The sequence below is a fragment of the Vogesella aquatica genome, assembly GCF_028548455.1.
Taxonomy (GTDB): domain Bacteria; phylum Pseudomonadota; class Gammaproteobacteria; order Burkholderiales; family Chromobacteriaceae; genus Vogesella; species Vogesella aquatica.
This window is the reverse complement of the sequence record NZ_JAQQLF010000010.1, coordinates 84,844-99,054: the sequence shown is the minus strand read 5'-3', so window position 1 is coordinate 99,054 and position 14,211 is coordinate 84,844. Positions and strand designations below refer to the sequence as shown.

19 protein-coding genes are annotated in these 14,211 nt (G+C 59.0%); 10 read left to right on the top strand and 9 right to left on the bottom strand.

Features of this window, described 5'->3' with window-relative positions; genetic code table 11:
- The first annotated feature begins 51 nt into the window (after positions 1-51).
- Both PQU95_RS09635 and PQU95_RS09630 read left to right on the top strand, forming a co-directional pair.
- Positions 52-942: a LysR family transcriptional regulator gene (locus PQU95_RS09635; protein ID WP_272751787.1), complete on the top strand. Its 891-nt coding sequence runs from the start codon at positions 52-54 to the stop codon at positions 940-942.
- A gap of 8 nt (positions 943-950) precedes the next feature.
- Positions 951-1,616: a hypothetical protein gene (locus PQU95_RS09630; RefSeq protein WP_272751786.1), complete on the top strand. Its 666-nt coding sequence runs from the start codon at positions 951-953 to the stop codon at positions 1,614-1,616.
- A 48-nt stretch (positions 1,617-1,664) separates the two neighbouring features.
- Here PQU95_RS09630 and PQU95_RS09625 read toward each other — a convergent pair whose 3' ends face one another.
- Positions 1,665-2,237 carry a phasin family protein gene (locus PQU95_RS09625; protein ID WP_272751785.1) on the bottom strand — a complete coding sequence of 191 codons (573 nt, stop codon included), beginning with the start codon at positions 2,235-2,237 and terminating at the stop codon, positions 1,665-1,667.
- 364 nt (positions 2,238-2,601) lie between these two features.
- Here PQU95_RS09625 and minC point away from each other — a divergent pair, with 364 nt between their 5' ends.
- The 4 genes from minC to PQU95_RS09605 are packed head-to-tail and all read left to right on the top strand — an operon-like array spanning position 2,602 to position 5,376.
- On the top strand, positions 2,602-3,330 hold the full coding sequence (gene minC, locus PQU95_RS09620) for a septum site-determining protein MinC (RefSeq protein WP_272751784.1): 729 nt from the start codon (positions 2,602-2,604) through the stop codon (positions 3,328-3,330).
- 31 nt (positions 3,331-3,361) lie between these two features.
- Positions 3,362-4,174 (top strand): septum site-determining protein MinD, encoded by an 813-nt coding sequence (gene minD, locus PQU95_RS09615; protein ID WP_272751783.1) that lies wholly within the window; start codon positions 3,362-3,364, stop codon positions 4,172-4,174.
- 3 nt (positions 4,175-4,177) lie between these two features.
- Entirely contained in the window at positions 4,178-4,435 is a 258-nt protein-coding gene (gene minE, locus PQU95_RS09610) for a cell division topological specificity factor MinE (RefSeq protein WP_017510129.1), read from the top strand.
- Positions 4,436-4,437: 2 nt separating this feature from the next.
- Positions 4,438-5,376 (top strand): LysR substrate-binding domain-containing protein, encoded by a 939-nt coding sequence (locus PQU95_RS09605; RefSeq protein WP_272751782.1) that lies wholly within the window; start codon positions 4,438-4,440, stop codon positions 5,374-5,376.
- A gap of 75 nt (positions 5,377-5,451) precedes the next feature.
- On the opposite strand, the gene PQU95_RS09600 is transcribed toward PQU95_RS09605, so the two are convergent.
- Positions 5,452-5,865 (bottom strand): GNAT family N-acetyltransferase, encoded by a 414-nt coding sequence (locus tag PQU95_RS09600; RefSeq protein ID WP_272751781.1) that lies wholly within the window; start codon positions 5,863-5,865, stop codon positions 5,452-5,454.
- Between the two features lie 70 nt (positions 5,866-5,935).
- Entirely contained in the window at positions 5,936-7,087 is a 1,152-nt protein-coding gene (locus PQU95_RS09595; protein WP_272751780.1) for an aminotransferase-like domain-containing protein, read from the bottom strand.
- A gap of 79 nt (positions 7,088-7,166) precedes the next feature.
- On the opposite strand from PQU95_RS09595, the gene PQU95_RS09590 reads away from it, so the two are divergent.
- Positions 7,167-7,604 carry a MarR family winged helix-turn-helix transcriptional regulator gene (locus PQU95_RS09590; protein ID WP_272751779.1) on the top strand — a complete coding sequence of 146 codons (438 nt, stop codon included), beginning with the start codon at positions 7,167-7,169 and terminating at the stop codon, positions 7,602-7,604.
- Between the two features lie 69 nt (positions 7,605-7,673).
- Here the strand turns inward: PQU95_RS09590 and greB are convergent, their stop codons facing one another.
- The 5 genes from greB to PQU95_RS09565 form a co-directional block, all read right to left on the bottom strand.
- Positions 7,674-8,234 (bottom strand): transcription elongation factor GreB, encoded by a 561-nt coding sequence (gene greB, locus PQU95_RS09585; protein ID WP_272751778.1) that lies wholly within the window; start codon positions 8,232-8,234, stop codon positions 7,674-7,676.
- Between the two features lie 61 nt (positions 8,235-8,295).
- Entirely contained in the window at positions 8,296-9,564 is a 1,269-nt protein-coding gene (gene rluB / locus PQU95_RS09580; RefSeq protein ID WP_272751777.1) for a 23S rRNA pseudouridine(2605) synthase RluB, read from the bottom strand.
- A gap of 101 nt (positions 9,565-9,665) precedes the next feature.
- Positions 9,666-10,256 carry an SMC-Scp complex subunit ScpB gene (scpB, locus tag PQU95_RS09575; RefSeq protein ID WP_017510122.1) on the bottom strand — a complete coding sequence of 197 codons (591 nt, stop codon included), beginning with the start codon at positions 10,254-10,256 and terminating at the stop codon, positions 9,666-9,668.
- 75 nt (positions 10,257-10,331) lie between these two features.
- On the bottom strand, positions 10,332-10,844 hold the full coding sequence (locus tag PQU95_RS09570; protein WP_272751776.1) for a GNAT family N-acetyltransferase: 513 nt from the start codon (positions 10,842-10,844) through the stop codon (positions 10,332-10,334).
- A gap of 59 nt (positions 10,845-10,903) precedes the next feature.
- Positions 10,904-11,224, bottom strand: coding sequence for a YnfA family protein (locus PQU95_RS09565; RefSeq protein ID WP_272751775.1), 321 nt, complete (start codon positions 11,222-11,224; stop codon positions 10,904-10,906).
- A 279-nt stretch (positions 11,225-11,503) separates the two neighbouring features.
- Here PQU95_RS09565 and PQU95_RS09560 point away from each other — a divergent pair, with 279 nt between their 5' ends.
- Both PQU95_RS09560 and PQU95_RS09555 read left to right on the top strand, forming a co-directional pair.
- Positions 11,504-12,013, top strand: coding sequence for a hypothetical protein (locus PQU95_RS09560; RefSeq protein ID WP_272751774.1), 510 nt, complete (start codon positions 11,504-11,506; stop codon positions 12,011-12,013).
- Positions 12,014-12,222: 209 nt separating this feature from the next.
- Positions 12,223-12,861, top strand: coding sequence for a DUF4279 domain-containing protein (locus tag PQU95_RS09555; RefSeq protein WP_272751773.1), 639 nt, complete (start codon positions 12,223-12,225; stop codon positions 12,859-12,861).
- A 211-nt stretch (positions 12,862-13,072) separates the two neighbouring features.
- Here the strand turns inward: PQU95_RS09555 and PQU95_RS09550 are convergent, their stop codons facing one another.
- Complete coding sequence (locus tag PQU95_RS09550; protein ID WP_272751772.1) at positions 13,073-13,519, bottom strand: SRPBCC family protein; 447 nt, start codon at positions 13,517-13,519, stop codon at positions 13,073-13,075.
- 213 nt (positions 13,520-13,732) lie between these two features.
- Between PQU95_RS09550 and PQU95_RS09545 the strand changes: the two genes are divergently transcribed.
- Positions 13,733-14,191, top strand: coding sequence for a carboxymuconolactone decarboxylase family protein (locus PQU95_RS09545; protein WP_272751771.1), 459 nt, complete (start codon positions 13,733-13,735; stop codon positions 14,189-14,191).
- Positions 14,192-14,211 lie beyond the last annotated feature (20 nt).

Below are 14,211 nucleotides of genomic sequence, written 5' to 3'. Positions count from 1 at the left end.
GGTGATGGATATAGCGTAACTTTCTGACACTTTTTTTCAGATATTCTGAAGATGAAACTTTCTCTCGATGCCCTGATGGTGCTGGACGCCATCGACCGCCGTGGCAGCTTTGCCGCTGCCGCAGAAGAGCTATACCGCGTACCTTCTGCCATTACTTACAGTGTGCAAAAGCTGGAGCAAGACCTGAACGTGCAGCTGTTTGACCGCAGCGGCCACAAAGCCAGGCTGACCTCTACCGGCGAGCTGCTACTGAAGGAAGGCCGCTCCTTGCTGGACTCGGCGGCCATGATAGAAAGCCGCGTCAAAACCCACGCTACCGGCTGGGAGGGCGAGCTGCGCATTGCCATGTCCGACCTGCTGTTCTTTGACGATGTGCTGCTGTTACTGGAAGAGTTCAACCAGCTAGAGGCGGATACCGAGCTGCGTATCACACGCGAGGTATTCGGCGGCACCTGGGACGCCCTGGTAGACGGCCGCGCCGATCTGGCGATAGGTGCCACAGAAAACAGCCAGGGTGGCGTATTCCAGACCCGCAGCATGGGCAAGACCAAGTTTGTATTCTGTGTCGCACCCGACCACCCCCTGGCGCAGGCAGAAGAGCCGATACCGCAGCATCTGATACGCCGATATCGTGTGGCGGTGGCCGCAGATACATCACGCAGTTTGCCGCCGCGCAGCGTTTCGATACAAGAAGGTCAAAGCCGTCTGACCGTTGCCACAGTAGAAGACAAAATTGCTGTTCAACGCGCCGGCCTTGGAGTAGGTTTCCTGCCACTTTGCCGCATCCATGACGATGTTGCTGCCGGCCGCCTGGTGATCAAGGAAGTAGAAGAAAAACGCGCGCCAGTCCAGCTGCACTATGCATGGAAAGAAAGCCAGCCCGGCCAGGCCCTGGCTTGGTTCATCAAACGGCTGCAGACATTCGAATGGAAACTTAACTAGCCGCTACCATGCCTGTACCCTGTCATGACCGCGACACGCTGCTTCACCGCCTGCCCGCAGAGCTCGCTGCTCTCTGCGCGCCGCAAGGGCATGACACGTTTATCTGGCAAGGCATCACGCTACACTGCCGCCCACTGCCGCTGGGCGACAGCCTGCCTGCCGGCCACCTTGAGCTATGCCTGCTTTGGCAGCCACTGCCGCAATCCCCCACCGCCCTGCTGGTAGCGGGAGACCCAGCCAGCCATCAGCAATGCCGGCCCTTGCTGCAAATACTGGCCGGCCCCGAACAACCTTGGCTGTACTGCGGCCCGCCAGGTGCGGCAGGGCTGTGCAAACGCGTCTTTGACAGCCTGTTTTATCTGGCCGGGCCGGCGCTGGCGCAACACGCCAGCCAGCAGCATGGCGCCGCTGTCCAGATAGACTGGCTTGGCCTGGTACGTCAACAGCAACAGCTAGCAGACAAGCTAGCCGCCTTATGCCGGCATTATCTGGCGCAACATGGCGTGCACCAGCTACCCGATGACGCGCAGAGCGTGCTGAACAGTTTCCGCCAGCCACCGCAACAGCAAGCCCACTACGCCCTGACGCTAGCCACGCTGCTGGCGCTGGCCCTGGAGTTGGGCGACCCCGCCAGAAAGCTGTTCGACAGCCTGCTCCCACGCACGGGCACATAGCATGGAAAAAGCCCGCCGAAGCGGGCTTTTTCATGCAGCGCCGGCGAATCAGGCGGCTGGCGTAGCCGGGGCCTTGCGAGCGCGGCTAACGGCAGCACTCGCAGCCTTGGCGGATGTTTCGGCAGCTTCTACGCTGGCTTCGGCAAACTCGGAACCGACTTTCTTGGCGGTTTTGGACGCATTTTCAAAAGCAGCGCTGCTGGAAGTCACCAGGTTTTTCAGCGCCTGCACAGCAGGCTCGGAGCCGGCCGGTGCGTTTTTGGCAAAACGGTCCAGCACATCCAGCACCTGCTTGTTGGTTTCGGCAACCTGCTCTTCCACAAAGGAGCTCAGCTCGGTCTGGGTCACCAGGGTAGCGTCGTACACTTCGCGTGCGGTAGTCAGTGCCTTGTCCAGGCTAGGCTGGGCCAGACCGGCCTGGAATTCGGCAAAGGCTTTCGGGTCCTTGATGGCGGACAGCTGCTTCAGGGTTTCAGCGTTGGCAGCCAGCAGCTTGCGGGAAATTTCCAGCTGCAGATTGGTCAGGCGCTCGGCGCTGGACAGGAAAATGGAAGACAGGCGAACGGCTTTATCAAACTGTGCCTGACCGAAAGCGGAAAATTCTTGTGCGTTGGTAAACATGGACATGATCCTTTTCGAATGTGAGAACTCAGCAGCAAAACCGTCGTTTAGTCTCGTTGCTGCATTGCAGCAATACGGATTCTATATTGCAGTGCAGCAAAGTCAAGCAGAGTTATACCTGCCCCGCGCCTAAGGCACTCTTTTTACAACAGCTTTTAGTACATCATGGTGAGATAAAATGACAATAACGTTAAATATTGCTACCCCGGGATACCTTACCAGAGCAGTAAGGCCGAAAACGCCACAGGCCTTTTTGTGTTTTGCCACCAGGGTGCACGAATCTGTCATGCATGCGTTGAAAGGCCGCCGCCAAAGCTTTACACTCCGGTGATAAATTAAATCTATCCGGTAGCGAAGCCACACAATGAGCCCTGCGGCCAACCTTTTTGATATCAAATCTGCCAGCCTGGATCTGCTGGCAGTGTTGTTGCGCAGCAGTGATTGCGCACAGCTTGAGGCGGCACTGGAAACCCGCTTTGGCAACAAGATAGATGCCACGCAAAGCGAATCCTTCCTGCTGGACCTGGATGCCATCGACACCCCTGCCAGCCTGGATCTGGACCAGATTCGCGCACTGTTCCTGGCCAAAGGCATCCGCATCATTGCCCTGCGCCATCGCGACATGGCCGTGGCCGAGATCGCCCGCCAGCATGGCCTGGCCTACGTCAATACCAGTGCAAGCCCGCGTAGCGAGCTGGCACTGCCAGCCGCCAGCGAGCCGCCCGCCCCTGCCACGCCCGCAGCAGCCCCCGCGCCGGCCACTACCCTGATCGTGGATCGCCCGGTACGCGCGGGCCAGCAGATCTACGCCAAAGGGGGTGATCTGGTCGTACTGGCGACGGTGAATGTCGGCGCCGAGTTGATTGCAGACGGCAGCATCCATGTTTATGCCCCCATGCGTGGCCGTGCGCTTGCCGGTGCCCGTGGCAACACCCAGGCGCGCATCTTTGTGCAAAGCATGCAAGCCGAGCTGATATCGATTGCCGGTGTCTATCGCACCATCGAGCAGGCCCTGCCCGACAGCATCCAGGGCAAACCGACACAGATCTACCTAGAAAACGAGCGCCTCGTGATGACGGCGCTTGGCGAATAACACGAATCACGACGAAGCAAGGAAGACCATCGTGGCAAAAATCATTGTTGTTACCTCCGGCAAGGGCGGTGTGGGCAAGACCACCACCAGCGCCAGTTTCGCATCCGGCCTGGCTCTGCGTGGCCACAAGACCGCGGTTATCGACTTCGACGTCGGCTTGCGTAATCTGGACCTGATCATGGGCTGCGAACGCCGCGTGGTATACGACCTGATCAATGTGATCAACGGCGAAGCCACACTGAACCAGACGCTGATCAAGGACAAGCACTGCGACAACCTGTACGTGATGCCTGCCTCGCAGACCCGCGACAAAGACTCGCTCACCGAAGAGGGCGTGGAAAAAGTCCTGAAAGACATGGGCGACATGGGCTTTGAGTACATTGTGTGCGACTCGCCGGCCGGTATCGAAAAAGGCGCACTGCTGGCGCTGCTGTTTGCCGATGAAGCCGTGGTAGTCACCAACCCGGAAGTCTCGTCGGTACGCGACTCCGACCGCATCCTGGGCATTCTGTCGTCCAAATCCCGCCGCGCCATCGAAGGCCGCGAGCCGGTAAAAGAGCACCTGCTGATTACCCGCTACTCCCCTAGCCGCGTGGACAAAGGCGAAATGCTGTCGGTAGACGATGTCAAAGAGATCCTGCGCGTGAACCTGATCGGCGTGATTCCGGAATCGCAGGCCATTTTGCAAGCCTCGAACTCCGGCACCCCGGCCATTCACCTGAAGGGTAGCGACGCGGCCGAAGCTTACGCCGACGTGGTTGCCCGTTTCCTGGGCGAAGACCGCCCGATGCGCTTCCTCGAAGCCGAAAAGATCGGTTTCCTCAAGCGCCTGTTCGGAGGCTAAGCCATGTCCCTGATCGATATGATTTTTGGCAAACGCCAGAAAACCGCCTCCATCGCCCGCGAACGCCTGCAGATCATTCTGGCGCACGAACGCAACGGCCGTAGCGCGCCGGACTACCTGCCTGCGCTGCAGCGCGAGCTGATGGAGGTGATCTCCAAGTATGTCTCGGTAAACCTGGACGATATCAAGGTACAGGTAGAGCGCCAGGACGACTTCGAGGTTCTGGAAGTCAATATCGTGCTGCCGGAACACCAGCGCTAATCATGACCCTTACCGAACTGCGTTATATCGTGGCAGTGGCGCGCGAGCGCCACTTTGGCCGCGCGGCGCAAAGCTGCTTTGTCAGCCAGCCCACGCTGTCCATTGCCATCAAGAAGCTGGAAGACGAGCTGGGTGTGACCTTGTTTGAGCGCGGCGGGCAAGAGGTGTCTGTCACCGAGATCGGCGAGCGCATCATCGAGCAGTCGCAGCGCGTACTGGAAGAGGCCGACACGGTAAAACGCCTGGCCGGCGAGCACCAGAACGAGCTGGCCGGCCCGCTGAAGCTGGGGGTAATCTTCACCATCAGCCCCTACCTGCTGCCGCGGCTGATCCCGGCGCTGCGCATTCTGGCGCCAGACATGCCGCTGATTCTGGAAGAAAACTACACCTCGCGCCTGGCCGAAATGCTCAAGCGCGGCGAGGTAGACGCCATCATCGTAGCCGACCCGTTTGACGAGCCGGGCACCGAAGCCTACGCGCTGTACGACGAACCCTTCATGGTAGCCACACCCAAGGGCCACCCGTGGGAAAAGCGCGAGCGCATCCAGGCTTGCGATCTGCGCGAGGAAAGCGTGCTGCTACTGTCACAAGGCAACTGCTTCCGCGACCAGGTACTGCAGGCATGCAGCGAAGTGGCCAGCAAGCAATACCAGGCCAACAGCCTGGCTTCGATGGTACAAGGCAGCTCGCTGAACACCATCCGCCATATGGTAGCCAGCGGCATGGGCGTGACGGTGTTACCGGCCACCTCGGTATCGCCTGCCGATGAAGGCCTGCTGTCGGTGATACCGTTCCAGGCACCAGCGCCACAGCGCCGCGTGCTGCTGGTAACGCGCCGCCAGTTCTTCCGCAAAAAAGCCATCGAGACACTGCAGCAAGCGGTATTCCGCTCCGGCCTGCCCGGTGTCACCATGCTGGAAGACAACGCCATCAGCGCCTGAGCTGCACCCGCAGGTTCAGATGTAACAAGGCCGCCAGGCATGCCTGGCGGCCTTGTTTTACGCTTGGGAAAACGATTAAAGTTGCTTGGTCATGAAAAACTTGCAACCCGTTTGCGGGTAGGCCTGCTGCGTCCATACCACCTGATAACCATGACGCAGATAAAACGGTTGCGCCTGAAAATCCAGCGTATCCAGCAGTACCTCGACACACCCTCGCTCCCTTGCCTTGGCTTCCAGGCTAGCCAACACTTTTGAGCCCAGATCCTGCCCACGGTAATCGGGTGATACCCACAGTGTATCCAGTAATAACCAGCGGCCAAAAGTACGGGCTGCCGCTCCGGCAATGACTTCGCCAGCATCATCGCGCACCGTCACGGCCAGAGGGAGACGCTGCTTTACCTCCCAGTGCTGCCAGTTGTAGTCGTCAATCTTTTGCTCCAGCCAGGACACCAACTCCTCAGACGGACTATCGATGACCTCGAACTGCATTCGATTCCTCCCCCATACATAAAAATTGGCCGCCAGCAAACGCCGCGGCCAACCTTGCCCTGCTAAGCGCTTACTGCGCGGCGCGAATCACGCCGGCCAGGCGCTTGATGCCTTCTTCGATGCGCTCTGGCGAGGCATGGCTGAAGTTCAGGCGCAGGTGGCCGATACCCTCTTCCGGCTGGGCGTAAAATGCCTCGCCCGGCATGAAGGCCACGTTATTTTCTTCCAGCGCCACCTTCAGCAGCGGGCGAGTATCGCGAGGCTGTTTCAGTGTGAGCCAGAAGAACAGGCCGCCTTGCGGTACCAGCCAGTCGGCCAGGTCGGCAAAATGGGTTTCCAGTGCCTTTTGCATGGCGTCGCGGCCAACCTTGTAGCTTTGCTGCAGCTCTTTGAGGTGGCCGACATAGTCACCGCTGTTCAGCCACTGGGTATTGAACCACTGGCCCAGGCGGTTGGTATGCAGGTCGGCAGCCTGTTTCAGCTTCAGCAGGTAAGGCATCAGCTCGGGCGAGGCCACCATGTAGCCGATACGCAGGCCTGGGGCCAGCGTCTTGGAGAAGGAGCCACAGTAGATCCACGGCGCTTTTTTCAGGTGCGTTACCAGCGGGCGCGGGGCTTCACCATCGTAAGACAGCGCGCGGTACGGGTCGTCTTCGATGACCGGCATGTTGGCCGCATCGATCACCTCGGCCAGGCCGCGGCGGGTTTCTTCGCTGTAGCAAGCACCAGACGGGTTCTGGAACGACGGAATCAGGTAGGCCAGCTTGGCCTGGCTGGCAGCAATCGCCTCGGCCAGCTTGGCCGGCGGCAGCTGGCCCTGCTCTTGCTGTACGGTGGTGATATCGGCACCGAACAGCTTGAATACCTGCAGCGCAGCCAGGTAGGTCGGGCCTTCGGTAATCACGGGTGTCTTGGGGTCGATGAACAGCTTGGCGGCCAGGTCCAGCGCCTGCTGGCTACCGGACAGCACCAACACCTGCGAAGCATCGATATCCAGGCCGATACGCGCCAGCTCCTGCACAATGGCGGCACGGAATTCCGGCTCGCCTTCACTGGTGCCGTATTGCGCCAGATGCGGCGGTACGCCACTGAAATCCAGCTTGGGCAAACAGTCTGCCGCGGGCAGGCCGCCGGCAAACGAAATCACCTCCGGGCGCTGTGCAGCGGCGAGAATCTCGCGGATCAGCGAGCCGGACAGGCGTTCGATACGTTCTGAAAACATGTTACTCTCCTTGGCAGACACGTATTGTTTTTAGTCAAATTGTTTGACCAAACTAACGCTTTGTGACGAGCACGTCAACATGAATTCCACCCCCACAAACACATTGTTACGCGATGCGATGAAGGCGTTTTTTCATGCCTATCAGGCCTTTACCGACAAGCCGGACGAAATGCTGGCCAAACGCGGCCTGGCGCGCGTGCATCACCGCATCCTGTTCTTTGTGGCGCTGCACCCCGGGCTGTCGGTAAAAGACCTGCTGGCCTGTCTGGGCGTGACCAAACAGGCCATCAATATTCCGCTACGCCAGCTGGTGGAAATGGATCTGGTGGAAGCCGGCACTGCCGAGCACGACAAGCGTGTGAAAGAGCTGCGCCTGACCGAAGAAGGCCGCAAGCTGGAAGAAGCACTACATCGCGAGCAGGCCCGCCTGCTACTGCAAGCCTTTGGCGAGGCCGGCCAGCAAGCCACCGAAGGCTGGCTGAAGGTAAACCAGGTCATGGCACGGCCGCAAACCTGAGCGACGGCCAAGCGGGCCATGCACCCGCGCCTACGGCACGCCACTTACTCCTGCATACAATAGACAGCCTTAGTCCCCGATGCGCTGATAGCGCACCGCCAGAATCTCGATCTCTTCTTCGCCATCCGGGCCACGGAAATACACGGTGTCCCCTTCGCGCGCTTTCAGCAACACGCGGGCGATGGGCGAAATCCAGCTGATGTGGCCCTGCGCCAGGTCGATCTCGTCTACCCCCACAATACTCAGCGTTTGCTCGCTGCCATTGCCGCGCAGGATATCCACCGTGGCCGAGAAAAACACCTGGTCGGTGGCTTCGCGCCGCTCCGGGTCTACCACTTCGGCGATTTCCAGCCGCTTGGTCAGAAAGCGGATGCGGCGGTCGATTTCGCGCAGGCGGCGTTTGCCATACAGGTAATCGCCGTTTTCCGAACGGTCGCCGTTACTGGCGGCCCAGTTCACCACCTGGGTCATGTGCGGGCGCTCGTGCTTTACCAGCTGGTTCAGCTCCTGGCGCAGGCGCTCCCAGCCGGCGGGGGTAATGTAGTTCTTGGTTGACGCAGGCAGGCGCTGCTCTGCCGGCAGATCGTCGTCGGCGTCTTCGTCCTGCTCTCGGGTAAAGGCCTTGCTCATGGTTACCTCGTTACAAAAACAAAACGCCCCCGCAACAGCGGAGGCGTTATCAGCGTGATGTCTAGTCGCGCTTGCCGGTTTTGGCCTGGCCGGTTGCCGTCAGGCCCGCCCATTTCATTACCGCTGCCACTTCCGCCTCGTTCAGCTCGTAGTACTGGCCACGCTTCAGGCGCGGGGGCAAGCCAATGTTACCAAAACGCACGCGGATCAGGCGGCTGACGGTGAGGCCGAAGTGTTCGAACATGCGGCGCACTTCGCGGTTACGGCCTTCGCGGATCACCACGTTGTACCAGCGGTTGGCGCCCTCTTCCGCGCCACCTTTTTCGCTGACGCGCTGGAACACTGCCGGGCCGTCTTCCAGCTCCACGCCCTTGGTCATTTCCTGCATCTGCTCGCGGGTCAGCTCGCCCAGCACGCGTACCGAGTATTCGCGGTCGAATTCGAAGCTAGGGTGCATCATGCGGTTGGCCAGCTCGCCGCTGGTAGTAATCAGCAGCAGGCCGGAGGTGTTCACGTCCAGGCGGCCAATGGCTACCCAACGGCTGGATTTGGCTTGCGGCAGGCGGTCGAATACGGTGACGCGGCCTTCCGGGTCGTCACGGGTAACGATTTCGCCTTCCTGCTTGTGGTACATGATCACGCGTGGCAGGCGGTCAGCCCACTTCAGCTTGATCGGGTTGCCTTTGGCAGTGACGCGGTCTTGCGGGCCAACCTTGTCGCCCAGCGCGGCTTTTTTGCCGTTTACCGTGATAAAGCCGGCTTCGATCCATTCTTCCATTTCACGGCGCGAACCCACACCGGAGGCGGCCAACGCTTTTTGCAGGCGGATCGGCTCGATCTTGCTGTAGTCCACGCGGGTTTCGCGCAGGCGGGCGGAGCGATCGACGATTTCCTGCTTCGGCGCGCGCAGTGCCAGCTTCTTGGCACGCTGTACTTTCGGGGCCGGGCCTTCGCGGCGGGCCTTGCCGAATTCCGGCTGCGGCGCGTCGGTGGCCGGCATGGCGGCGTTTTTATTGCCAAAGCGGCGCTCGTGCTGCAATGCGGCCTCGCCACGTACAGGCGCGGCGCGGCGGGTATCGTAGTTTACCGGGGCGCGGCGGCCTTCCGGGTTGATCGGCGCGGCATCACGGCGCGCAGCCGGTGCCGGTTTGCCCTGCGGCGCAGCCGGGGCGTTGCGCGGGGTCAGAAAGTTGCCGGTGGGTTTGCCACGACCGGACGGCTTGCTGCCGCCACCGCTGCGGCCCATATCGGGCTGGCGGGGTTGGCCGCTTTCCTGGCCGCGTACGCGGGCCACGGGTTGGCGGGAGGTATTGCGTTGTCCTTTAGACATGGTATTTCCTGTTTAGCTGTGCGGAAGGCAGCTGCATGCGCAGGCTGAGTACTACCTTCCCGGCATGGCCTTGCCCGGCGGGGCCGGTGTGGGCGATGCGCTTATTGGGGCGCCTCATCAGCGAGGGGCTCTTCGTCCGGTGGCGCCGGCTCGCTGACCACCAGGGTGGACAGCTCGGCCAAAGGCGGCAAATCACGCAGGGTATGAAACCCGAGGTCGTCGAGAAACTTGTGCGTGCTGGCGTATAGCCCCGGGCGTCCGGGCACGTCCTTGTGCCCGATCACTTCGATCCAGCCCCGCTCCAGCAGGGTCTGCATCACACTGGTAGACACCGATACACCGCGTATGGCTTCGATATCGCCACGGGTAACCGGCTGTTTATAGGCGATGATGGCCAGTGTTTCCATAACCGCACGCGAATAACGCGGCGGCTTTTCCGGCGTAAGCCGTGCCAGGTACGGGGTAAATTCGGCGCGGGCGCGAAAGCGCCAGCCGGACGCCAGTTTCACCAGCTCTACCCCGCGGCCTTTCCAGTTTTGCTGCACCTCGTCCAGGATGTCATTGATCAGGGCCGCTTTCACGTCTTCAGTGAACAGCTTTTTCAGCTGACCCACGGTTAACGGTTCCTGCGCGGTAAGCAGGGCGGTTTCCAGCACGATCTTCAGGTAATTGAGGTCGGTAATGGTGGACATGACAGCCACGAAACGGGCAAAACTGAACGGAAGGCGCGGATTTTACACGATTTTTTGCCCACCGGTACGGCTGTTTCAATACCGGCGCGACGGCAGATGATAGTAGCGCAGCCATGCCTCGCCCGGCCCCTGCGCCGTGGCGGTCAGCAGCACGCCGCCGGCGCGGCTGATCACGCGCTGCGATGCGCTATTGTCATCGGTACAGATAATCAGCCAGCCACCATCCTGCTGCGGCGCCCCGTGCTGCTGCACATGCGCCAGCAGGCGGCCTGCCACGCCCAGGCCACGGGCGGCAGGGTGTACTTCGTAACCGATATGGCCGCATTGGTCCAGGATAAATGGCGTACTGCCCAGGCGCAGGCGGATGGCGCCCAGAATATCGCCGCCCTCGTCCAGCGCAAACCAGGTCTGCGTGGGCACGTAGCCCGGCGGCAGGTGGTGGCCGGCGGCGTGGTCCAGCACCTGCTGGTAAAACACCGCAGGCGTGGCCTGGCTATGGCTGTAGTACTCGCAGCCATCGGCACGGCACTGCTGGAAATACGCGGGGTAAGCGTGGCTGTGCAGCACGCTGGCGGCTTCGATACGCATGATGGTCACCTCTTGGCCATTTATCGATATCGTAGCGTTTATCCACTTGGGCTAGCAAGCTAGCTGCGCGGCGCCAGCATGATCACCAGCATGCCGGCCAGGCATAGCGCTACGCCAGCAGCATCCCACAGGGTTGGCCGCACGCCGTCCACCGCCCACAACCACAGTAGCGCCACGCTGACGTACACCCCGCCATAGGCGGCGTAAATGCGGCCGGACGCGTCCGGGTGCAGCGTGAGCAGCCAGGCAAACAGCATCAGGCTGGCCGCCGCCGGCAGCAGCAGCCACACCGACGCCCCCTGCTTCAGCCACAGCCACGGCAAATAGCAACCGATGATTTCGGTCAGGGCAGTCACGACAAACAGGGCAAAGGTACGCATGGGGGCTTTCGTTCTGGTAGGCAGGGTGCGGTGTGGGCAGTGGTTCAGGGGTGTACTGCCAGGGTGGGCTGCATGATGCCACGGCAGGTGTGACGGGCGCGAGATGGGGTGTAGAGCAAAGTTGGCCGCAAGGCGTTTTGCCCGCATGGCATTTGACGATATCATCAAACGCATGCGTCATTGGCGGACAACCGCCAGATAGTGGCAGTCCTGCCGCAGGGTGGGCAAAGCGCTGACAGACGCAGCGACATTGATACCAGTCTAACTGGAAAAGAACCGATGGCACCCCACCCTCACAATCTGGCCATGTCTTTGCTTCATGGCGGGGCAAGAGCCGCCGCCATCGCATACCTTGAGGCGCTTGCGGCAGACTTCAGCTTACCGGTAAGCCCTTGTTCTTACGCTTCACTGCGGGTCACCGGCATCAACGGACAGCCGCTTCCGGATGGCAGTTTTACTAACGGCAGCGGCGCTTCAGCAGATGGCGGTACAGCCATACTCGCCGATTACCTGCAGGCACGGCACGTCACCGAGCTACTGGTTCGGGAACCTTATCTGGACATTGGTGAAGCCGACTTGCCCGCCCATCTGATAGACGGTGATATCTACTACCTGTATTCGGGCGTGCGGCTTCTGAAGCAAACGCTGATCACAGTCGTAGCCGAAAACTGCGTCCCCTGGCTTTTCTTTGCACTGGCGCACTTACGCAGCGGCAACACACTGATGATAGTGGGTGCCTATGATGGTGAAGGCTTTCTGATTTTTGAAAAAAATACCGATAGCAAGTAGGATTGACAAAGCGCCGCTTGCCCACCGGCATGACAGCTTGGGTTGAGCGTGGCAAAGCCCAACATTGACCGCGCCGAATAGGGTCTCATCCTGCAAAGGATGTATTGCGAATGGCGGTAAACGCTGGGCTTCATTTCATTCAGCCGTAACTTACGGTGCTAAAACGGTAACCCTACAACACCACACCCATACATCACATGAAATAAATCATGAGAAAATATATAGAATGTGCGGCACGTGAAATTGAAGAGCAATCGTTCGAACTGACAAAGCAATACCTGAAGGCAAACGCAATACATAAAGAAAACAATCAATATGCCATTGAGCGAATTTCGGAGCAAACCGAAGACATCACAATTTACTTCAAATTATACAGTGAGAAATACTTTCTCGGCATCTGCATCGACAAGAAAGCAATAGAAGTCACTTGGGTTTTCATTGAAAACAGCAACGAATGCCATTTAACAGCAAGCTCTGACTGCCTTAGCCTGGAAGAGCTCTCTCGCCATTTGCCCTTTAAGTACAGCAAAGGTTGGTCAAAAGGTGAGCTCAGCAAAAACGGCAAATCACGCCATGCATTTAGCCGCATTTTCTTTGAGATACTCCCGTCGCACTGCTACGACACCGAAGAAGCATTAAGCCTGTTATTGGATCTGCTGGCCAAACACAAAGAAGAAGTCGACAAACTAGCCAAAGTCTCAAATCTATACATTAGCATCTGCAAACATCAATACCTATCCGCCAACGCCGGACTGCACCTCAGCACCGACCTGATCAGGCGATTAAGTGAATTCAATCTGGCTGTAGACATAGATACGTATATTGTTGGCCAGCCAGTCATCTCGTAGGCAAAAAATAAGGGACGTAGAACGCAGCGTGCCCACTACGCTCCCCGATACGAATGGGCGCGGCTTTAGCGCGGTAGCTTGGGCTGAATGGTATGAGACCCAATTTTCACCGTGAATCAAGGTTGGCCTCATCAGGCTTTGGAAATAAAAGACGCTAGTGATGGTGTATTAACTTGCCTGTACGGTAGGCACGGCCTTTCGCCTTTATGCCCTATTCACGGATTTCCGCTTCGACGAGCTGCGCAAGCAAGACCAACGAGTCTTGCCACCCCAGATAGCAGGCCTCCGGCGGAATGGCCTCGGGGATGCCTTCCTGCACGATATCCAGCGCCACGCCACAGAACACCGCTCTCAGGGATACCGTGGTTTGCATCGTTCCTGGCAGATTGGGGTCGTCGAACCTGGCCGTGTAGCGGATTCGTTCATGTGGTACCAGTTCAAGATAGTCGCCGCCGAAAGCATGGCTGTGGCCAGTGGTGAAGTTAGTGAACGATATGTCGTAGCGCCCGCCAACCTTGGCGTCCAGGTGATGCACTTGGCCAGTAAAGCCGTTTGGCGGAAGCCACTTGGCCATGGCGGCGGCATCCAGAAACACGCGATAGACGCGCTCTGGTGATGCCTTGAGTACGCGGTGAAGCCGGACAGTATGTGTGGCCATGATTTATCTCCAGAACAGTGGAAGTCCCGCAACGGCATGATCGAAAAAGCACAGGTAGACAAAGCATAGCCTGCCTGATGTTGGCGGTGGTATTTGGCACGCGATAGGAGCGCTAAAAGCTGGCTGAAAACCGGCACGCCATGTCGGTTTTATTCAAGAGCGGATCGGCACGCCTCAGTAAGCTGGCATCTCTACTCACCGGGAACAACTACCATGCGTATCGACTATTTTGCCTTAGCCACACCGGCCATGAAGATCTTGATGGCGCAAGAAAGCTACCTGCATGAACAGTTTGCACGGTCAGACACGCTGACGCTTGCTGTGTGGGAGCTGGTCAAGCTGCGGGTTTCACAGATTAACCAGTGTGCGTTCTGTCTTGACCTCCACAGCAATGAGGCACGCGAGGGCGGAGAAAGTTACACGCGCATGATAGGCTTGAGTGCTTGGCGCGATATGCCGATATACAGTAGCACTGAACGTGCAGCACTGAGCTGGGCCGAGTTAGTAACGTCCGGTCAACGTATCGAGGATCAGCACTTTGACGATGCGAAAGCAACACTAGGCGAGCAGGCCGTGGTGGATCTGACCATTGCGGTCAATGCCATTAATAGCTGGAATCGTCTGGTGAAGGCATTCAAACCCGAGGTAGCCAGCCATAACAAACCGCGTTAAATCCAGTGCGTTCGACTTCA